The following is a 15,907-nucleotide window of genomic DNA, read 5'->3' as shown; positions in this document are numbered from 1 at the left end:
AGATCATGACCGTTTCCCCCATCGATCCCGTCAAACTCGAAAAACTGGCTGAAGTCGCCGTCAAGGTCGGCCTGCAATTGCAGAAGGATCAGGATCTGGTGATTACCGCACCGCTGGCGGCCCTGCCGCTGGTGCGATTTTTGACCAAACACGCCTATATGGCGGGTGGCGGGCTGGTCACCACCTTCTATTCCGACGAAGAAACCACGCTTGCCCGCTATCGCCACGCCAGCGACGCCAATTTCGACCGGGCTTCCGGCTGGCTCTACGAAGGCATGGCGAAGGCCTATGCCAATGGCGCGGCGCGGCTGGCCATTGCCGGCGACAACCCCATGCTGCTGGCCGAACAGGACCCCGCCAAAGTAGCCCGCGCCAACAAGGCCAACTCCACGGCCTACAAGCCGGCGCTGGAGAAGATTTCCAATTTCGACATCAACTGGAACATCATCTCCTATCCGAACCCCTCCTGGGCAAAGCAGGTCTTCCCCGGTCTCGCGGAAGACGAAGCGGTCCGCAAGCTTGCCGATGCCATCTTCGCCGCATCGCGGGTGGATCTGGCCGACCCGGTCGCGGCCTGGGCCGAGCACAATGCCAATCTCGCCAAACGTTCGGCATGGCTGAACGGCGAGCGCTTCTCTGCGCTGCATTTCACCGGCCCCGGCACGGATGTGAAGATCGGCCTGGCGGACGGCCATGAATGGCATGGTGGCGCCTCCACCGCCAAGAATGGCGTGACCTGCAACCCGAATATCCCGACGGAAGAAGTCTTCACCACCCCGCATGCGCTGCGTGTCGACGGTTACGTCTCCAGCACCAAGCCACTGTCGCATCAGGGAACGCTGATCGACGACATACAGGTGAAGTTCGAAGCCGGCCGCATCGTCGAAGCCAAGGCTTCGAAGGGCGAAGCGGTGCTGAACAAGGTGCTCGACACCGATGAGGGCGCGCGGCGTCTCGGCGAAGTGGCGCTGGTGCCGCATTCCTCGCCGATCTCGGCAAGCGGCATTCTGTTCTACAATACGCTTTTCGATGAAAACGCCTCCTGCCACATCGCGCTTGGCCAATGCTATTCGAAATGCTTCCTCGACGGCGCTTCGCTGTCGCAAGATCAGATCAAGGCGCAGGGCGGCAACTCGAGCCTGATCCACATCGACTGGATGATCGGTTCCGACAAGGTGGATATTGACGGTGTGAAGCCGGACGGCTCCACGGTTCCGGTGATGCGCAAGGGCGAATGGGCCTGACGACACCTATCTCGGCAACTGGCTGCGCTGACTGAGCCAGATGCTGAAAAGCACCGCACCGAAACCGGCGATCTGCGCTGGCGTGAGGCTTTGGCCGAGCGCCAGCCAGCCAAGCAGGGTTGCAACGACCGGGCTTAGAAAACCGAGCGATGCGGCGGCGGAAGGTTCGATGCGGGCAAGCCCGCGAAACCACAGAAAATAGGTCAGAGCGGCACCGATAAGTCCCAGATAGGCCATGCCGAGAATATTGGCCGCTGTCGGCGTCGGCAGGGCCGGTTCCAGGAAATAGGCGACCGGCAGCAACAGAAGGCCGCCCGCCGTCAATTGCCAGGCGGTGAATGTGAGGTTCGACACCGGCGGCCGCCACTTACGGGTCAGCACCGTTCCAAAAGCCATGGAGACGGCACCGGCAAGACCTGCCGCCACACCGATACCATCCAGCGCAGCGCCCGGCGCCAGAACCAGAAGCGCGACGCCGACAATGCCCAGAAAACCGGCCGCGATGGCCAGCGGCCGGACGGGTGCGGCGAGAAACAGCCGGGAAAGGCCAATCACGATCAGGGGCTGGACTGCACCCACCGTCGCCGCCACGCCGCCCGGCAGCCGATAGGCCGACACAAAAAGCATCGCCCAGAAGAACGAGAAATTCAGCGCTCCGAGAATGAAGCTGCGCGGCCACCAGATACCGTGCGGCAACTTTCTCACGAAAAGCAGCAAAAGCACGCCGGCCGGCAATGCGCGCAGCATCGCGACATGAAAGGGATAACCGTGCGGCAAAAATTCGGTCGTCACGAAATAGGTGGTTCCCCAGATGGCGGGGGCAAGGGCTGTCACCAGCACATTGGTGGCATAGGTCGTATTTTTCTTCATTTCAAGAATCTCTACATCAAGATAAATATAATCTAGCCGATTTTATCTTGACGTCAAGACATCAATTGTTATGCCTTGGTGATGAGCAAAGAACCGTTGGACCATGTCGATCACATTCTGGCGCAATGGCGCAGGGAGCGGCCCGATCTCGATGTCGGCCCCATGGGGCTGCTCGGGCGCCTGAACCGTCTCACCACCCATCTCGGCCGGGAGGTGGAGGCGGTGCTGCTGAAGCACGGGCTTTCCTCTTCCGCTTTCGATGTGCTGGCGACATTGCGGCGCTCCGGCTCACCCTACAGGCTCTCCCCCGGCGATCTCCTAGCCATGACGATGGTGAGTTCCGGCACCATGACCAACCGGATCGACCAGCTCGAGAAAGCCGGGCTGGTGGAGCGCATCCATAACCCGAACGACCGGCGCAGCGTCCTGATATCGTTGACGGAACGGGGGTTTGCCATTGTCGAGGAAGCGGCAGGCGCTCACGTCGAAAACCAACATCGCCTGGTCGCCGGCCTTAGCGAAGAAGAGCGTGCGACGCTGAACCGGCTGCTGAAACGGTTTCTGCGGGATTTCGAAAAGTAGGCTTTTCGGCCCGACAAACACACAATGGCTCCGTGATGGCGCTTGTTTCGCTCCCAAAAATCCTGTAAGCAATTTTCCATAAACCTGTACTACAGGTTGGAGGAAAAATGTTAACTGCCATTTCGCATGAATCCGGTCTCGTCAGCAGCACGATCGGCGCTATCACCCGCCATATCCGCGAAAACGAACTTGCACCGGGAGCGAAGCTCCCCAGCGAGCTTTCGCTCTCGCAGCAGCTCGGTGTCTCCCGTACCGTCGTTCGGGAAGCTTTCCGTTCTCTGTCGGCCATGCGGCTGATCGACGTGAGCGCCGGCAAGCGCGCGACGGTGGCGACGCTGGATCACGGTGCAATGTCATTGATGTTCGAACATGGCATTCACACCGAGCAGATCAACATCCAGCAGATCTACGATGTGCGCCGCACGATCGAAGTCAGAACCGTGACGCTCGCGGCACTGAGGCGCACGGATGCGGAAGCGCTCACCATTCTCGACCATGCCAACAATATGGAGCGGGATTTCGGCGACAACGACAAGGTCATGGAACACGACCTTGCTTTTCACATCGCCGTTGCCAGGGCCTCCAAGAACCCGGTTTTCGAACTCATTCTTGGGGCTTTCCAGAACGTGACGCGCCAGACATGGCCAATCGGCTGGAAAAGCCGCACATCCGATGCGCAGCGCCATGCCGCAAGCGAGCTTCACATCGCCATCGGACAGGCCATTGCCGCCGGCGATCCGCAAACGGCTTCAACACTGATGGCGCGGCATTTCGATGAAAGCGTGCACGCGCTTCTGGCAGCCGGCATCGCCTGATTTTTCAAACACCGTTCCAGACGGAACACGACCTGCCTCTGGAGGAGGAGACACTTCATGAAAATCACAAAACTCGAGACCGTCCGCGTGGCGGAACGGACAAACTTGCTCTGGGTTCTGGTCCATACGGATGAGGGCATTACCGGGCTCGGCGAAACCTTCTTCGGAGCGGAGACGGTGGAGACCTATGTGCATGAATATATCGCCCCGCGCGTAATCGGGCGCGATCCGCTTCAGATTGACCTTCTGGCGCAGGACCTCGTCGGCTATCTCGGCTTCCGTTCATCGGGCGCGGAAGTGCGCGGCAACTCCGCCTTCGATATTGCGCTGTGGGACATTTTCGGCAAGGCCACAAATCAGCCCATCGCCCAGCTGCTCGGCGGTTTCAGCCGCAAGGAAATTCGCACCTACAATACCTGCGCGGGCACCGAATATATCAAGAAGGCCACGGGGCAGCAGACGGCCAATTACGGCCTCTCCAGCGGCAAGGATTACGACGACCTCAACGGCTTCCTGCACCGCGCCGACGAGCTTGCCCATTCGCTGCTGGAAGAGGGCATCACGGCCATGAAGATCTGGCCGTTCGATGCGGCGGCGGAAAAGACGCGCGGGCAATATATCTCGATGCCGGACCTGAAAAGCGCGCTTGCGCCTTTCGAGAAAATTCGCAAGGCGGTGGGTGACAAGATGGATATCATGGTGGAGTTTCACTCCATGTGGCAGCTTCTGCCCGCCATGCAGATCGCCAAGGCGCTCACTCCCTACCAGACCTTCTGGCATGAAGACCCGATCAAGATGGACAGTCTTTCCAGCCTGGCGCGTTATGCCGCCGTTTCGCCTGCGCCGATTTCCGCCTCGGAAACGCTCGGTTCACGCTGGGCCTTCCGCGATCTGCTGGAGACAGGTGCTGCCGGTGTGGTAATGCTGGACATCAGCTGGTGCGGCGGGCTTTCCGAGGCGCGCAAGATCGCTTCGATGGCGGAAGCCTGGCATCTGCCGGTCGCCCCGCATGATTGCACCGGGCCGGTGGTGCTCTGCGCCTCCACCCATCTGTCGCTCAACGCGCCGAACGCGCTGGTGCAGGAAAGCGTGCGCGCCTTCTACAATACCTGGTATCGCGATCTCGTCACGGCATTGCCTGAGGTGAAGAACGGCATGATAACCGTGCCTCCGGGCGCCGGCCTTGGCATGGAACTGCATCCCGATATCGAAAAGATCTTCACCGTCAGCCGGCGTTTTTCGGATGCGGCGTCGATCTGATCAGAACAGGCTGCCCTGATTGCCCGGATCGGAAGAAGCCGGTTTGGCCGGCTTCTTTTTTGACACTACGGGGTTATCAGGGGACGGCGCGCCCTCCCCCGTCGTGATGGCCGAGACGCGGCCATCGGCAAACTCCATCGAGACCACAGCACCTGAAGCGACAGCGGTAGCGCGGGTCAGCGGCCGGTTTTCTTCATCGCGGATCACGGCATAACCGCGTTTCAGCACGTTTTTATAAGACAGCGATTGCAGGATGCGGTCATGGGCGGCAAGGCCTGCACGGTTCTGCGCCATGCGGTGCAATACGGCGGTATCGGCCCGGCGCGCGCCGGTGACGACCCGCTCCTTCTGCCGCTCCAACTGGCCGAGCAGCCGGGCGGGAAGCGAACGCAGCGCTGAATCGAAGGCATCGACACGGCCTTTTCCCTGCAGCAGACGGCGTTCCACCAGGGTCTCGGCCCGATGCATGCGCTCGGTAATCCGTTGCCTGTGCTGTTTGAGACCGTTCAGCAGGGTTTCCGGCCTGAGACCCGAAGCGGACCGTTCAAAGGCGCGGCGCTTGTTCAGCGTGGTCAATTCCAGTCCACGCCCGAGACCGCTCGCGGCCTCGTCGAAACGGCGGCGCGGCAGGGCCAGAAGCTGATCGAGCGACGGCAGCGCGCGTACCAGCGCCCGCACACCCTGACGGCGATTGTCCATCTGCCGCGAGACCGAGCCTGAAAGACGCGCGGCAAGGCCGGAGAGCTGCGCTTCCAGTTCCGCACGCACCGGCACGGCCATTTCGGCGGCCCCCGTCGGGGTCGGCGCACGCACATCGGCGGCGTAGTCGATCAAGGTCGTATCGGTTTCATGCCCAACGGCGGAAATCAGCGGAATTTCGCTTTCGGCAGCGGCGCGCACGACGATTTCGTCGTTGAAGCTCCAGAGGTCCTCCAGACTGCCGCCGCCACGCGCGACAATCAGCACATCCGGCCGCGCAATCTCACCGCCGGGCTGGAGTGCGTTGAAACCGCGAATGGCGTTCGCCACCTCCTCGCCCGAGCCTTCGCCCTGCACCTTGACCGGCCAGACGACCACATGGACCGGAAAGCGATCCGAAATGCGGTGAAGAATATCGCGAATAACCGCACCCGTGGGCGAGGTGACGACGCCGATGACATGCGGCATGAAAGGCAGCCGGCGCTTGCGGGCCGCATCGAACAGCCCTTCCGCCGCCAGACGCCGGCGGCGATCTTCGAGAAGCGCCATCAGCGCGCCGGCGCCGGCAGGCTCAAGGCTTTCTATGACGATCTGGTATTTCGATGAGCCGGGAAAGGTTGTGACCTTGCCGGTGGCGATGACTTCCATGCCCTCTTCCGGGCGGAACTTCAGCCGCGAGAAGGTGCCTTTCCAGATCACCGCATCGATACGGGCGCGGTCGTCCTTCAGCGAGAAATAGGCGTGTCCGGACGAATGCGGCCCACGATAGCCGGAAATCTCGCCGCGCACCCGCACCTGCTCGAAAGCCGTCTCCACCGTGCGCTTGATGGAACCCGACAGTTCGGAGACCGAGAACTCGGCAAGATTGCTCAATGCTGCGTGGGAGAAGATATCGCTCATGCCCGTTTGTAACCAAAACCCGTCGATTCGGAAATGCCGGCGCCGGCCAGCCTCATTTTAACGGCGATGAAACCATATCCTCAACTAACGAGTTAGGAAAATGGGGATTGGAGGAGGAAACAAGGGTTCGTTAGGGAAAACGGCGTTACGTCTTGCCCCAGGCCCGACAACCAAAGAGGAGGCGGCATCATGATTTTTCTTACCGCCACAGCGCTCGGCGTAACCGCAGTTGCGCTTCGTTCGGTTTTCAGCATCGTTTTCATCTGCATGATGATTATCGGTGCCTATGGCGTGGCGATTGCACTTTCTTCCACGGCCGTGCCCTTGATGTCGCTGCTTCTGGCGCTCGCCGGTTACAATTTCGGTGTCGTGGGTGTCGTCCTCGGCCTTCTGGTGCTGCAGCGCCCGCGTTCCACCCAGCCAACCCTCTAAAAGCCCACGGTCTTGAGGCTTCCGCACTTTGCGCTGACCGAGATTTGCGGACTGGCCGCCGACCTTGCCGTTACCTGTCTGCTTATTTTCTATCTCGGTGTCGATCCGCTGGCCGCCCGTTTGCCGGGCGCAGCAACGGGGCTTGCAACAAGCTGGCGGCTGAACCGTGCAAATGGTGAGGCGTCAGCCAGGCTGAACAGCTTTCTGATGAATGCCGTCACACTCACCTCACGTATCGTCAGTGTCGGCCTGTTTGCCCTGCTGCAATGGCGCAACCCGCTGGTGCAGCCGCTCGTCCCACTTGCCTTTTCAGCGCTGGCGGCACTGGCGCTGGCGCTTTACGGCTATTGGCGGCTTCAAAAGCAACGGCAAGATCAGGACTAAACCGTCTCCCAGCCATCCTTTTCCGCTGCCCGGTAGATAGCGTCGATGAAAAGCTGGTTCTTTCTCGAGCTTTCCAGCGTAACCACGTCGCCCTCGCCCTTCGCCGCACGGGCAAAGGCCTCCGCCTCCAGCTTATATTGGCGGCTATCCTGAAACCGGAATATTTGCGACTGGCTATGGGCCTGATTGGTCAGTTCGATCTCTTCCGCACCCCAGCGATTGGCGTTGAAGGGAGACTTGACCTCAATGTACCCCTCAGTGCCATGGAAAACCATGAGCTGACGGGCGGCAAGCTGTGTGGCCAGATAAAAACTCAGTTCGAAATCGCCGAAATCGGCCCTGACACTGGAATAGATATCCGTGCCGAATTCCTTATCGCGCTCGACGGTGGCCTGTACGCGCCGGGGCTCCGCGCCGGTAGCGAAGCGGGTAACGATGGTCGGGTAAACGCCGATATCCGGCAAGGCGCCCCCACCCAGTTCGGGAATATTGCGCATATTGCCTGGATCGCGGTTGAAATAGCTGAAAGCGCCCTGAACATGCTTCAGTGTGCCTATCGCGCCGGATGCCAGCAATTCCTTCACCTTCGCCCAGACGGGCGCGTAGGTGACCATGAAAGCTTCCGAGACGATAACACGGTTGCGGTCACGCGCGGCGATGAGAGTGTCGATCTCCTCTGCCTTCAATGCAATCGGCTTTTCGCACAGAACATGCTTGCCGGCATCGGCCGCCTTGATGGTCCATTCCACATGCTGCGAGGTCGGAAGCGGAATATAGACGGCGTCGATGACATCCGAGGCCAGCATCTCCTCATAGGAGCCGAAGGCGTGGGGTACGGAAAAACGATCCGCCACCGCGCGGGCCTTGGCATGGTCACGGCTGGCGATGGCGCTGACCACGCAGTTTTGCGCATCCTGTATCGCCGGAATGACGTGATCCTGTGCAATTTTCGCCGTTGAGATTATTCCGAAACGCAGCATTCCATTCTCCCGCTCTGCCATCCGTCGGAAACTTACCATCGTCACACGGTCTGGCAAGCCGCAGATGCATGACAGAACAAGGTATGGCTGAATTTGTCCTGTCTTTGTCGGAATACCTGCTTTTCCCCGAGTGAGATAAGAGGAATTATGCTATGCATGAACCCAATGGAGAAACATGAAATGTCCTCTTCCCATACAGCACTGCTTGTCATCGACGTTCAGGAATCCTTTCGGCATGCCCCTTACTTCGAGGAAAGCGAGCTTGCCGCCTATCTGGAGAAGCAGCAGGCACTGATCGACGGTGCAAGGGCTGCGGGCATTCCCGTCGTACAAATCTTCCATGTCGATGGCGACAGGGCCTTTTCAAAAGACAGCGGCTATATCCGTGCGCTGCAGGGCGTGCGGATTACCCCAGATGTCACTTTTCACAAGAACCGCCATTCGGCTTTTGCCGGCACCGGCCTCGAAATCTGGCTGACGCAGAAGGGCATCAACCGGCTGATCGTCTCCGGTATCCGCACCGAACAATGCTGCGAAACCACCACCCGGCACGCTTCCGATCTTGGTTACAGCGTCGATTACGTCACCGAAGCGACGCTGACTTTCCCGATGACACATGCTTCCGGCACCGTCTTCAGCCCGGACGATATCCGCAAGCGGACCGAGCTGGTGCTGGCCGGCCGCTTCGCGCGCATCGTGACCGTCGATGACGCACTTGCCGCCGTGAAAGAGGCCGCCTGATGGATAAAGGCGGCACGCGCACCATTCCCTTTTATACGCTTGTGCCGCCACATGCGCTGTTGCTCGATATTGCCGGTCCGCTCGAAGTGATCCGTTATGCCAACGGGGAACAACGGGACATTCATTTCGACTGCCGCTACATTGCTGCGACTGACAAACAACAATCTTCCATCGGCCTTGCGCTTTCAGGGCTGGAGAGCTTGCCTGAGACCCTGCCGGAAAATGCTTTCCTGCTGATCTCCGGCAGCACGTCACGCTTCGACAACGATCCGGAGACACGGCGAGAGCGGCAGGCGCTGGCGGCATGGCTGCGCCGTGCGGTGCGCCCCGATACGACAGTCATTTCCATCTGTTCCGGCGCGCTGCTGGCGGGCGAAGCCGGGCTTTTCGACGGGCGCAACTGCACGACCCATGCCGATTGCCTTGAAGGGCTGCGTCGCATCGCGCCGCTGTCCCAGGTGGCCGAAAACCGCCTTTTCGTCGAGGATGGCAACCGCTTCTCAAGCGCCGGAATTTCCACCGGCGTCGATCTGATGCTGCATGTGGTTTCCCGGCTGACATCCCCGGCTGTCGCCGCGCGTATTGCCAAAACCATGGTGGTTTATCTCAGACGCAGCGGCAACGATCCGCAAATCTCCCCCTGGATGACCGGCCGCAACCACATCCACCCCGCCATTCACCGGGTTCAGGACCGTGTGATGGCCGAGCCGGCGCAGGACTGGTCGCTGGAGCGGCTGGCCGATATTGCGGCGCTCAGCGAAAGGCATTTGTCGCGACTGTTTCGCGAGCATACCGGCATCAGCGTCATCGACTACGTCAACCTGATGCGGGTCAATCTCGCCCGCGACATTCTCGCCAACAGTCGCCTGGATATGGAAGCCATTGCCGAACGGGCGGGCTTTGCCTCCGCCCGGCATTTACGGCGTGTCTGGCAGCAGCATAATCGTTACCCGCCCAGCCATTATCGCGGTTTTCAGGCCTGATAATCTCAAACCCCGCTGCTTCCTGATGAATGCCATCAAAGGAATTGAATGGTTATGCGGATGAGCAGTTGCTAACCTTGCCACCAAGACAGCAACAGGAGCATTCCCCGTGGAAAAACGAAGCCTCGGCCGCACCGGCCTCTCCATCGCCCCGATCGTTTTCGGCGGTAACGTGTTCGGCTGGACAGCGGATGAGAAGACTTCCTTTGCGCTGCTCAACGCCTTTTTCGACGCCGGGTTCAACGCCATCGACACGGCGGATGTCTATTCCGCCTGGGTGGACGGACATGTGGGCGGCGAGTCCGAGACGATCATCGGCAAATGGCTGAAGCAGTCGAGCGTGAAGCGCGAAGATGCGGTAATCGTCACCAAGGTCGGTTTTGACAATCGCGGCCAGAAGACAGGCCTCAGCGCCAAGTGGATCGAAGAGGCCGTGGAAGCGTCGCTGAAGCGGCTGCAAACCGACTATATCGACCTTTACCTCGCCCACAAGCCGGATGCGGATGTGCCGCTGGAGGAAACGCTCGCCGCTTTCGGCAAGCTGAAGGAGCAGGGAAAAATCCGCGCCATCGGCTGCTCCAATTATTCCGCAAGCCAGCTTCAGGAAGCGCTGGACACGGCCGCAAAAAACAATCTTCCCCGTTATGACGTGCTGCAGCCGGAGTATAATCTCTATAACCGCAAGGATTTCGAAGGTCCGCTTGCCGAGCTTTGCCAGAAGGAAGAAATCGGCGTCATCAATTATTACAGCCTCGCCGCCGGCTTCCTCACCGGGAAATATCGTGCCAAGGCCGATACGGAAGGCGTCGCCCGCAGCTATCGCGTGGGTGAATATGTCAATACGCGCGGGCTTGCCATTCTGGGCGCCATGGATGCCGTGGCAGTGGAAACCGGGGCCAAACTTGCCGACATCGCACTGGCCTGGCTGTTGCGCAAGAAGGCGATAACCGCGCCGATCGCCAGCGCCACCAGCCTCTCCCAGCTTGAAAGCTTCAAACGCGCCGTCGAGTTAAAGCTGACGGATGAGATGATGACGCTGCTCGACAAGGCGGGTGCGTAACATGGAGCTCAGAATTCGCGATGCGCAGCCGGCTGACCGGCCTGAATGGCTGCGCCTGTGGAACGACTACCTCGCCTTTTATGAAGTTCATCTTGCCGATGAGGTGACCGAGCATACCTGGGCGCGCATTCTCGATCCCGCATCCCGTGTTTCCATGCGCGTGGCCATGCTCGGCGACCGCATGGCCGGTTTCGCCATTCACCACTTCCATGATTCCACCTGGGTAAAGACGCCCGACTGCTATCTGGAAGACCTGTTTGTCGATGGCGAAATCCGCGGCAAGGGAACGGGCCGGGCGCTGATGGATGATCTTGTCGCCATCTGCAAGGACAAGGGCTGGTCACGGCTGTACTGGCACACCGGCGAGGACAATCACCGCGCCCAGAAGCTCTACGACAGCTATGTGAAGAGCGACGGCCATATCCGCTATCGCATCAAGTTCTGATCAAATCCTGAAGCGGAAGAAATCCACGAAAGCCCTCAGCGCCGGCCTCATCTGCCGGCGCGAGGGATAATAAATGTAAAAACCGTCGAACGGGGCGCACCAGTCGTCAAGCACGCGGATAAGCCTGCCCGCCCGGATATCGTCTTCAACACGCTGCTCGAAAACGAACGCAAGCCCTGCCCCGTCGATGGCAGCCCGGCGAATAAGGCTCTGGTCCGACAGGATCAGCGGCCCCTGCACATCAACCACCAATGGCTTGCCATTCTTCTCCAGTTCCCAGCGATAGATAAGGCCGCTGGCGAAACGCCGGCGGATACAGCGATGCCGGATGAGATCCCTTGGATCCTGCGGTGGTGGATTTTCTGAGAAATAGGAGGGCGCGCCGACAATCGCGCCGCGCCATGCGCCGCTGGCTTTTACCGCAATCATATCCGCATCGAGGTGCTCGCCAAGCCGCAAACCCGCATCGAAACCTTTCGCAACAATATCCTCGAAGCGGTCGTCGGTTGATATTTCGAGTGAAATATCGGGATAGAGCCGCAGGAACTCGCCCAGTCGGGGCACGATGAGGTCCTCAGCGGCAAGTCGCGGCAGGGTGATGCGCAGGGGGCCGGCCGGTCTTCCGCCCTGCTCGGCAAGCGTCTCGATGACCGCATCGATATCGGCAAGCGCCGGGCCAAGCGTCTCGAGAAGCCGCTTGCCCTCCTCTGTTGGTGAAACGCTGCGGGTGGTACGATGAAGCAGGCGCAGCCCAAGGCTCGCCTCCAGCGACGACACCGCATGGCTGACGGCGGAAGGGGCAATGGCAAGTTCGGCGGCGGCCTTGCGAAAGCTGCGGCCTTCGGCAACGGCGGCGAGAACGGCCAGTTGAGAGAGTTGCACACGGTTCATTGTTCTAAATGATAGAACAACTCAAGCGGATTTGCAGCGATTATTTTTACCGCCCTGAGACGCTATTTTCTCATCACGCCCTTAACGATGGGCGGTTCCTTATGGAAGGACGTACAGATGAAAAAAAGAACCCTTGGAAACAACCTTTCCGTTTCGGCGCTTGGCCTCGGCTGCATGGGCATGACACATGCCTATAGCCCGACCGGCGATGAGAGCAGCGCAATTGCCACGCTGCACCGCGCCGTCGAACTCGGCGTCACCTTTTTCGATACGGCGGAGGTTTACGGGCCTTACAATAACGAAATCCTTGTCGGCAAGGGTTTGAAGCCCTATCGCGACAAGGTGGTCATTGCCACCAAGTTCGGCTTCAAGATCGACAACAGCAAACCCGCTGGCCAGATGATGGTGGGTACCGACAGCCGCCCGGAAAATGTGCGCGCCGTCGCCGAAGCCTCTCTCAAACGCCTTGGCGTCGATGAGATCGACCTGTTCTACCAGCATCGCGTCGATCCAAATGTCCCGATCGAAGACACGGTAGGCGCCATGGCCGAGCTGGTCCGGCAGGGCAAGGTGAAGCATCTCGGCCTGTCGGAAGCAAGCGCCGAGACACTTCGCAAGGCACACGCCGTTCATCCGATCGCGGCCATACAGAGCGAATATTCGCTGTGGACCCGCGACGTGGAGGAAAACGGCGTGCTGGAAACCTGCCGTGAGCTTGGCATTGGTTTCGTCCCCTTCAGCCCGCTCGGGCGCGGTGCCTTGACGGGCGCGCTGAAGTCGCTCGACGGCCTTGCATCCGACGACTTCCGCCGCGGCCTGCCGCGCTTCCAGAGCGAAAACTTCGACGCCAATCTGGCGCTCATCAAGCTTCTGGAGGACATGGCGACTGAGAAGGGTGTGACCGCCGGACAACTGGCGCTGGCCTGGGTGCTGGCACAGGGCGACTTCATCGTTCCTATTCCCGGCACGACAAAAATCGCCAATCTGGAGAAGAATGTTGCCGCGGCGGAGGTATCGCTGACGGCAGAAGAAGCCGCCAGCCTCGGCGCGCTGCTTTCGCCCGCAAAAGTCGCCGGCGCGCGTTACCCAGAACAGATGTCACGGATGGCCAACCGATAACAACAAAAAGCCGCGGCAGCTGCCGCGGCTTTTTTCACTCCGACAGATGCCTTCAGGCTCAGGCGCGCAGGACGCCGCCCGTCGATTTCTCGACATTGCCGACGATCTTGGCCGTCAGGGCCTCGAAATCCTCGTCCGTCAGCGTCTTGTCGACCGGCTGGATCTGCACTTCGATGGCAACCGACTTGCGGTTTTCACCGAGCGACGCGCCTTCGAAAATATCGAAAACATTGACACCGGTGATCAGCTTGCGGTCAGCGCTCGTTGCAGCCTTGATGATGGCGCCCGCCTCGACCGACTTGTCGACCACGAAGGCGAAATCGCGCTTGACTGCCTGGAAGGGCGAAAGTTCGAGCGCAGGCTTGGTGCGGGTTGCCTTCTTCTTCGGCTCCTGCATGGCGTCGAGATAAATCTCAAAACCGCAATAGGCGCCGGAGACGTCCAGCTCGGACAGCGTCTTCGGATGGAACTCGCCGAAATAGCCGAGCACGACCTTCGGCCCCATCTTGATGGTGCCGGAGCGGCCTGGGTGATACCAGCCGGGGCCGCCGGCTTCGATCTGCACATTGGCCATGGGCAGGCCGCAGGCTTCCAGCACCGCCAGCGCATCGGCCTTGGCGTCATAGACATCGACCGGCTTGCCGCCGCCCTTCGCAGCATTGGACCACATGCGGCCGCTGCCCGCGAGCGAGGCGGTGCCGCGGCGAACGCCGCCGGCAACGCGGCGCTGGGCTTCCGGCGTATCGCCCTCATAGGTGCCGGAGACCTCGAAGATTGCGACATCTCCATAACCTTTATCGGCATTGCGCTGCGCGGCGGTCAGAAGGCCGGGCAGCAGCGAAGGCCGCATGTCCGACATATCGGCTGCGATGGGGTTGGCGAGTTTCAGCGCGGGTGAACCGCCGCCGAACAGCTTTGCCTGCGCTGCCGGGATGAAGGACCATGTGACAGCCTCGAGCATGCCACGGCTTGCCAGCGCACGGCGCGCGGTACGCGTACGGATCTGCAGCGTGGTCAGGATACGGCCGTTGACGGCCCCAAAACTTTCCAGCGGCTCCGGCTTGATATTGTCGACGCCATGGATGCGCATGACCTCTTCCACCAGATCGGCCTTGCCATCGACATCCGGACGCCAGGACGGCACGGTGACGGACACACGCTCACCCGTTCCCTCGACGCCGAAGCCGAGACCCTTGAGAATGGCGAGACTCTCTTCCGCCGAGACTTCCAGACCTGTCAGGCGCTTCACTTCCGCCAACGGAAAATCCACGACCTTCGGCTGATGGCCCTTGTAACCGACGACCCGGGCTTCGCCGGCGACGCCGCCGCACAGTTCGAGGACCAGTTCGGTGGTACGCTCCAGACCCGGAACCATATATTCAGGATCGACGCCACGCTCGAAGCGATAACGCGCATCGGTGATGATGCCGAGCGAACGGCCGGTCTTGGCGATGTTGATCGGATCCCAGAGAGCGGATTCGATCAGCACGTCGGCGGTGTTTTCATCGCAGCCGGAATGTTCGCCGCCCATGACGCCGCCGATGGATTCGAGACCTTTCTCGTCGGCGATGACGACATTGTTCGGGCCGAGCTTATATTCACGCTGGTCGAGCGCGAGGATCGTCTCGTCCTCTTTTGCGCGGCGAACCGTCAGATCGCCCTTGACCTTGGCGGCGTCGAAGACGTGCATCGGCCGTCCCTGATCGAAGGTCATGTAGTTGGTGATGTCGACAAGCGCATTGATGGGGCGCAGGCCGATTGCCATCAGACGCTGCTGCATCCATTTCGGGCTGGGGCCGTTCTTCACGCCGCGCACGATGCGCAGCGAAAAGCCGGGGCAGAGCGCCGCATCGTCCAGCTCAAGCTTCACGTCGACCGGGGTTGCGCCTTCGATCTTGAAGGACGGCGCGGGTCTTGTCTTCAGCTTGCCGAGACCGGAAGCAGCGAGATCGCGGGCAATACCGTAGATCGAGGTGCAGTCCGGGCGGTTCGGGGTCAGGTTGATTTCGATGACCGGATCGTCGAGCCCGGCATAGGCGGCGAAAGAGGTGCCGACCGGCGCATCTTCCGGCAGGTCGATGATGCCGTCGTGATCGTCTGAAATGTTCAGCTCCTTTTCGGAGCACATCATGCCGTGGCTTTCCACGCCGCGTATCTTGCCGACGGCAAGGGTGACGTCGATGCCCGGAACATACATGCCCGGACGCGCGAGCGCACCGACGAGGCCGGCGCGTGCATTCGGCGCGCCGCAGACGATCTGCACCGGCTTGCCGTCTCCGGCGTCGACGGAGAGAACCTTCAGACGATCAGCTTCCGGGTGCTTCTCGGCGGAGAGCACCTTGGCGATGACGAAAGGCTTGTAGGCCGCCTTGTCGTCAACGTCCTCGACCTCAAGGCCGATTGCCGTCAGCCGCTCGCAGATCTCATCCAGCGTCGCATCGGTATCGAGATGCTCTTTCAGCCAGGAAAGAGTGAATTTCATGTCTTTGCTCCTTGGCTAAC

At 60.4% G+C, this 15,907-nt stretch carries 16 protein-coding genes; 11 read left to right on the top strand and 5 right to left on the bottom strand.

The window, feature by feature from the left end; translation table 11 throughout:
- The first annotated feature begins 5 nt into the window (after nucleotides 1-5).
- Complete coding sequence (locus FGF54_RS14735; protein WP_142780054.1) at nucleotides 6-1,244, top strand: aminopeptidase; 1,239 nt, start codon at nucleotides 6-8, stop codon at nucleotides 1,242-1,244.
- A gap of 6 nt (nucleotides 1,245-1,250) precedes the next feature.
- On the opposite strand, the gene FGF54_RS14730 is transcribed toward FGF54_RS14735, so the two are convergent.
- Entirely contained in the window at nucleotides 1,251-2,114 is an 864-nt protein-coding gene (locus FGF54_RS14730) for an EamA family transporter (protein ID WP_142780053.1), read from the bottom strand.
- Nucleotides 2,115-2,195: 81 nt separating this feature from the next.
- Between FGF54_RS14730 and FGF54_RS14725 the strand changes: the two genes are divergently transcribed.
- The 3 genes from FGF54_RS14725 (at nucleotide 2,196) to FGF54_RS14715 (ending at nucleotide 4,771) form a co-directional block, all read left to right on the top strand.
- Nucleotides 2,196-2,696 (top strand): MarR family winged helix-turn-helix transcriptional regulator, encoded by a 501-nt coding sequence (locus FGF54_RS14725; protein ID WP_168208112.1) that lies wholly within the window; start codon nucleotides 2,196-2,198, stop codon nucleotides 2,694-2,696.
- A gap of 107 nt (nucleotides 2,697-2,803) precedes the next feature.
- Entirely contained in the window at nucleotides 2,804-3,511 is a 708-nt protein-coding gene (locus FGF54_RS14720; protein WP_003520144.1) for a FadR/GntR family transcriptional regulator, read from the top strand.
- A gap of 57 nt (nucleotides 3,512-3,568) precedes the next feature.
- Nucleotides 3,569-4,771, top strand: coding sequence for a mandelate racemase/muconate lactonizing enzyme family protein (locus FGF54_RS14715; RefSeq protein WP_142780052.1), 1,203 nt, complete (start codon nucleotides 3,569-3,571; stop codon nucleotides 4,769-4,771).
- Here FGF54_RS14715 and xseA read toward each other — a convergent pair whose 3' ends face one another.
- Nucleotides 4,772-6,370, bottom strand: a complete 1,599-nt coding sequence (gene xseA / locus FGF54_RS14710; RefSeq protein ID WP_142780051.1) for an exodeoxyribonuclease VII large subunit — start codon at nucleotides 6,368-6,370, stop codon at nucleotides 4,772-4,774.
- A gap of 189 nt (nucleotides 6,371-6,559) precedes the next feature.
- Here xseA and FGF54_RS14705 point away from each other — a divergent pair, with 189 nt between their 5' ends.
- Both FGF54_RS14705 and FGF54_RS14700 read left to right on the top strand, forming a co-directional pair.
- Nucleotides 6,560-6,802, top strand: a complete 243-nt coding sequence (locus FGF54_RS14705) for a hypothetical protein (RefSeq protein WP_020812414.1) — start codon at nucleotides 6,560-6,562, stop codon at nucleotides 6,800-6,802.
- Nucleotides 6,803-6,814: 12 nt separating this feature from the next.
- On the top strand, nucleotides 6,815-7,186 hold the full coding sequence (locus FGF54_RS14700; RefSeq protein ID WP_142780050.1) for a hypothetical protein: 372 nt from the start codon (nucleotides 6,815-6,817) through the stop codon (nucleotides 7,184-7,186).
- Here FGF54_RS14700 and FGF54_RS14695 read toward each other — a convergent pair.
- Nucleotides 7,183-8,166, bottom strand: coding sequence for a Gfo/Idh/MocA family protein (locus FGF54_RS14695; RefSeq protein WP_142780049.1), 984 nt, complete (start codon nucleotides 8,164-8,166; stop codon nucleotides 7,183-7,185). The genes FGF54_RS14700 and FGF54_RS14695 overlap by 4 nt on opposite strands.
- A 180-nt stretch (nucleotides 8,167-8,346) precedes the next feature.
- On the opposite strand from FGF54_RS14695, the gene FGF54_RS14690 reads away from it, so the two are divergent.
- The 4 genes from FGF54_RS14690 (at nucleotide 8,347) to FGF54_RS14675 (ending at nucleotide 11,395) form a co-directional block, all read left to right on the top strand.
- Nucleotides 8,347-8,907, top strand: a complete 561-nt coding sequence (locus tag FGF54_RS14690) for a cysteine hydrolase family protein (RefSeq protein WP_142780048.1) — start codon at nucleotides 8,347-8,349, stop codon at nucleotides 8,905-8,907.
- Nucleotides 8,907-9,890: a GlxA family transcriptional regulator gene (locus FGF54_RS14685; protein ID WP_142780047.1), complete on the top strand. Its 984-nt coding sequence runs from the start codon at nucleotides 8,907-8,909 to the stop codon at nucleotides 9,888-9,890. Before FGF54_RS14690 ends, FGF54_RS14685 begins: the two co-directional genes overlap by 1 nt.
- A 109-nt stretch (nucleotides 9,891-9,999) precedes the next feature.
- Nucleotides 10,000-10,950 (top strand): aldo/keto reductase, encoded by a 951-nt coding sequence (locus tag FGF54_RS14680; RefSeq protein ID WP_065654675.1) that lies wholly within the window; start codon nucleotides 10,000-10,002, stop codon nucleotides 10,948-10,950.
- Between the two features lies 1 nt (nucleotide 10,951).
- Nucleotides 10,952-11,395, top strand: a complete 444-nt coding sequence (locus FGF54_RS14675; RefSeq protein WP_142780046.1) for a GNAT family N-acetyltransferase — start codon at nucleotides 10,952-10,954, stop codon at nucleotides 11,393-11,395.
- On the opposite strand, the gene FGF54_RS14670 is transcribed toward FGF54_RS14675, so the two are convergent.
- Nucleotides 11,396-12,286 carry a LysR family transcriptional regulator gene (locus FGF54_RS14670; protein ID WP_142780045.1) on the bottom strand — a complete coding sequence of 297 codons (891 nt, stop codon included), beginning with the start codon at nucleotides 12,284-12,286 and terminating at the stop codon, nucleotides 11,396-11,398. It abuts the gene before it with no gap.
- A 117-nt stretch (nucleotides 12,287-12,403) separates the two neighbouring features.
- On the opposite strand from FGF54_RS14670, the gene FGF54_RS14665 reads away from it, so the two are divergent.
- Nucleotides 12,404-13,405 (top strand): aldo/keto reductase, encoded by a 1,002-nt coding sequence (locus tag FGF54_RS14665; protein WP_142780044.1) that lies wholly within the window; start codon nucleotides 12,404-12,406, stop codon nucleotides 13,403-13,405.
- Between the two features lie 58 nt (nucleotides 13,406-13,463).
- On the opposite strand, the gene pheT is transcribed toward FGF54_RS14665, so the two are convergent.
- On the bottom strand, nucleotides 13,464-15,887 hold the full coding sequence (gene pheT / locus FGF54_RS14660) for a phenylalanine--tRNA ligase subunit beta (protein ID WP_142780043.1): 2,424 nt from the start codon (nucleotides 15,885-15,887) through the stop codon (nucleotides 13,464-13,466).
- Nucleotides 15,888-15,907 lie beyond the last annotated feature (20 nt).

This window comes from Agrobacterium sp. T29, from assembly GCF_006970545.1.
Classification (GTDB): Bacteria; Pseudomonadota; Alphaproteobacteria; order Rhizobiales; family Rhizobiaceae; genus Agrobacterium; species Agrobacterium leguminum.
This window is presented reverse-complemented; position numbering and strand designations above follow the sequence as displayed.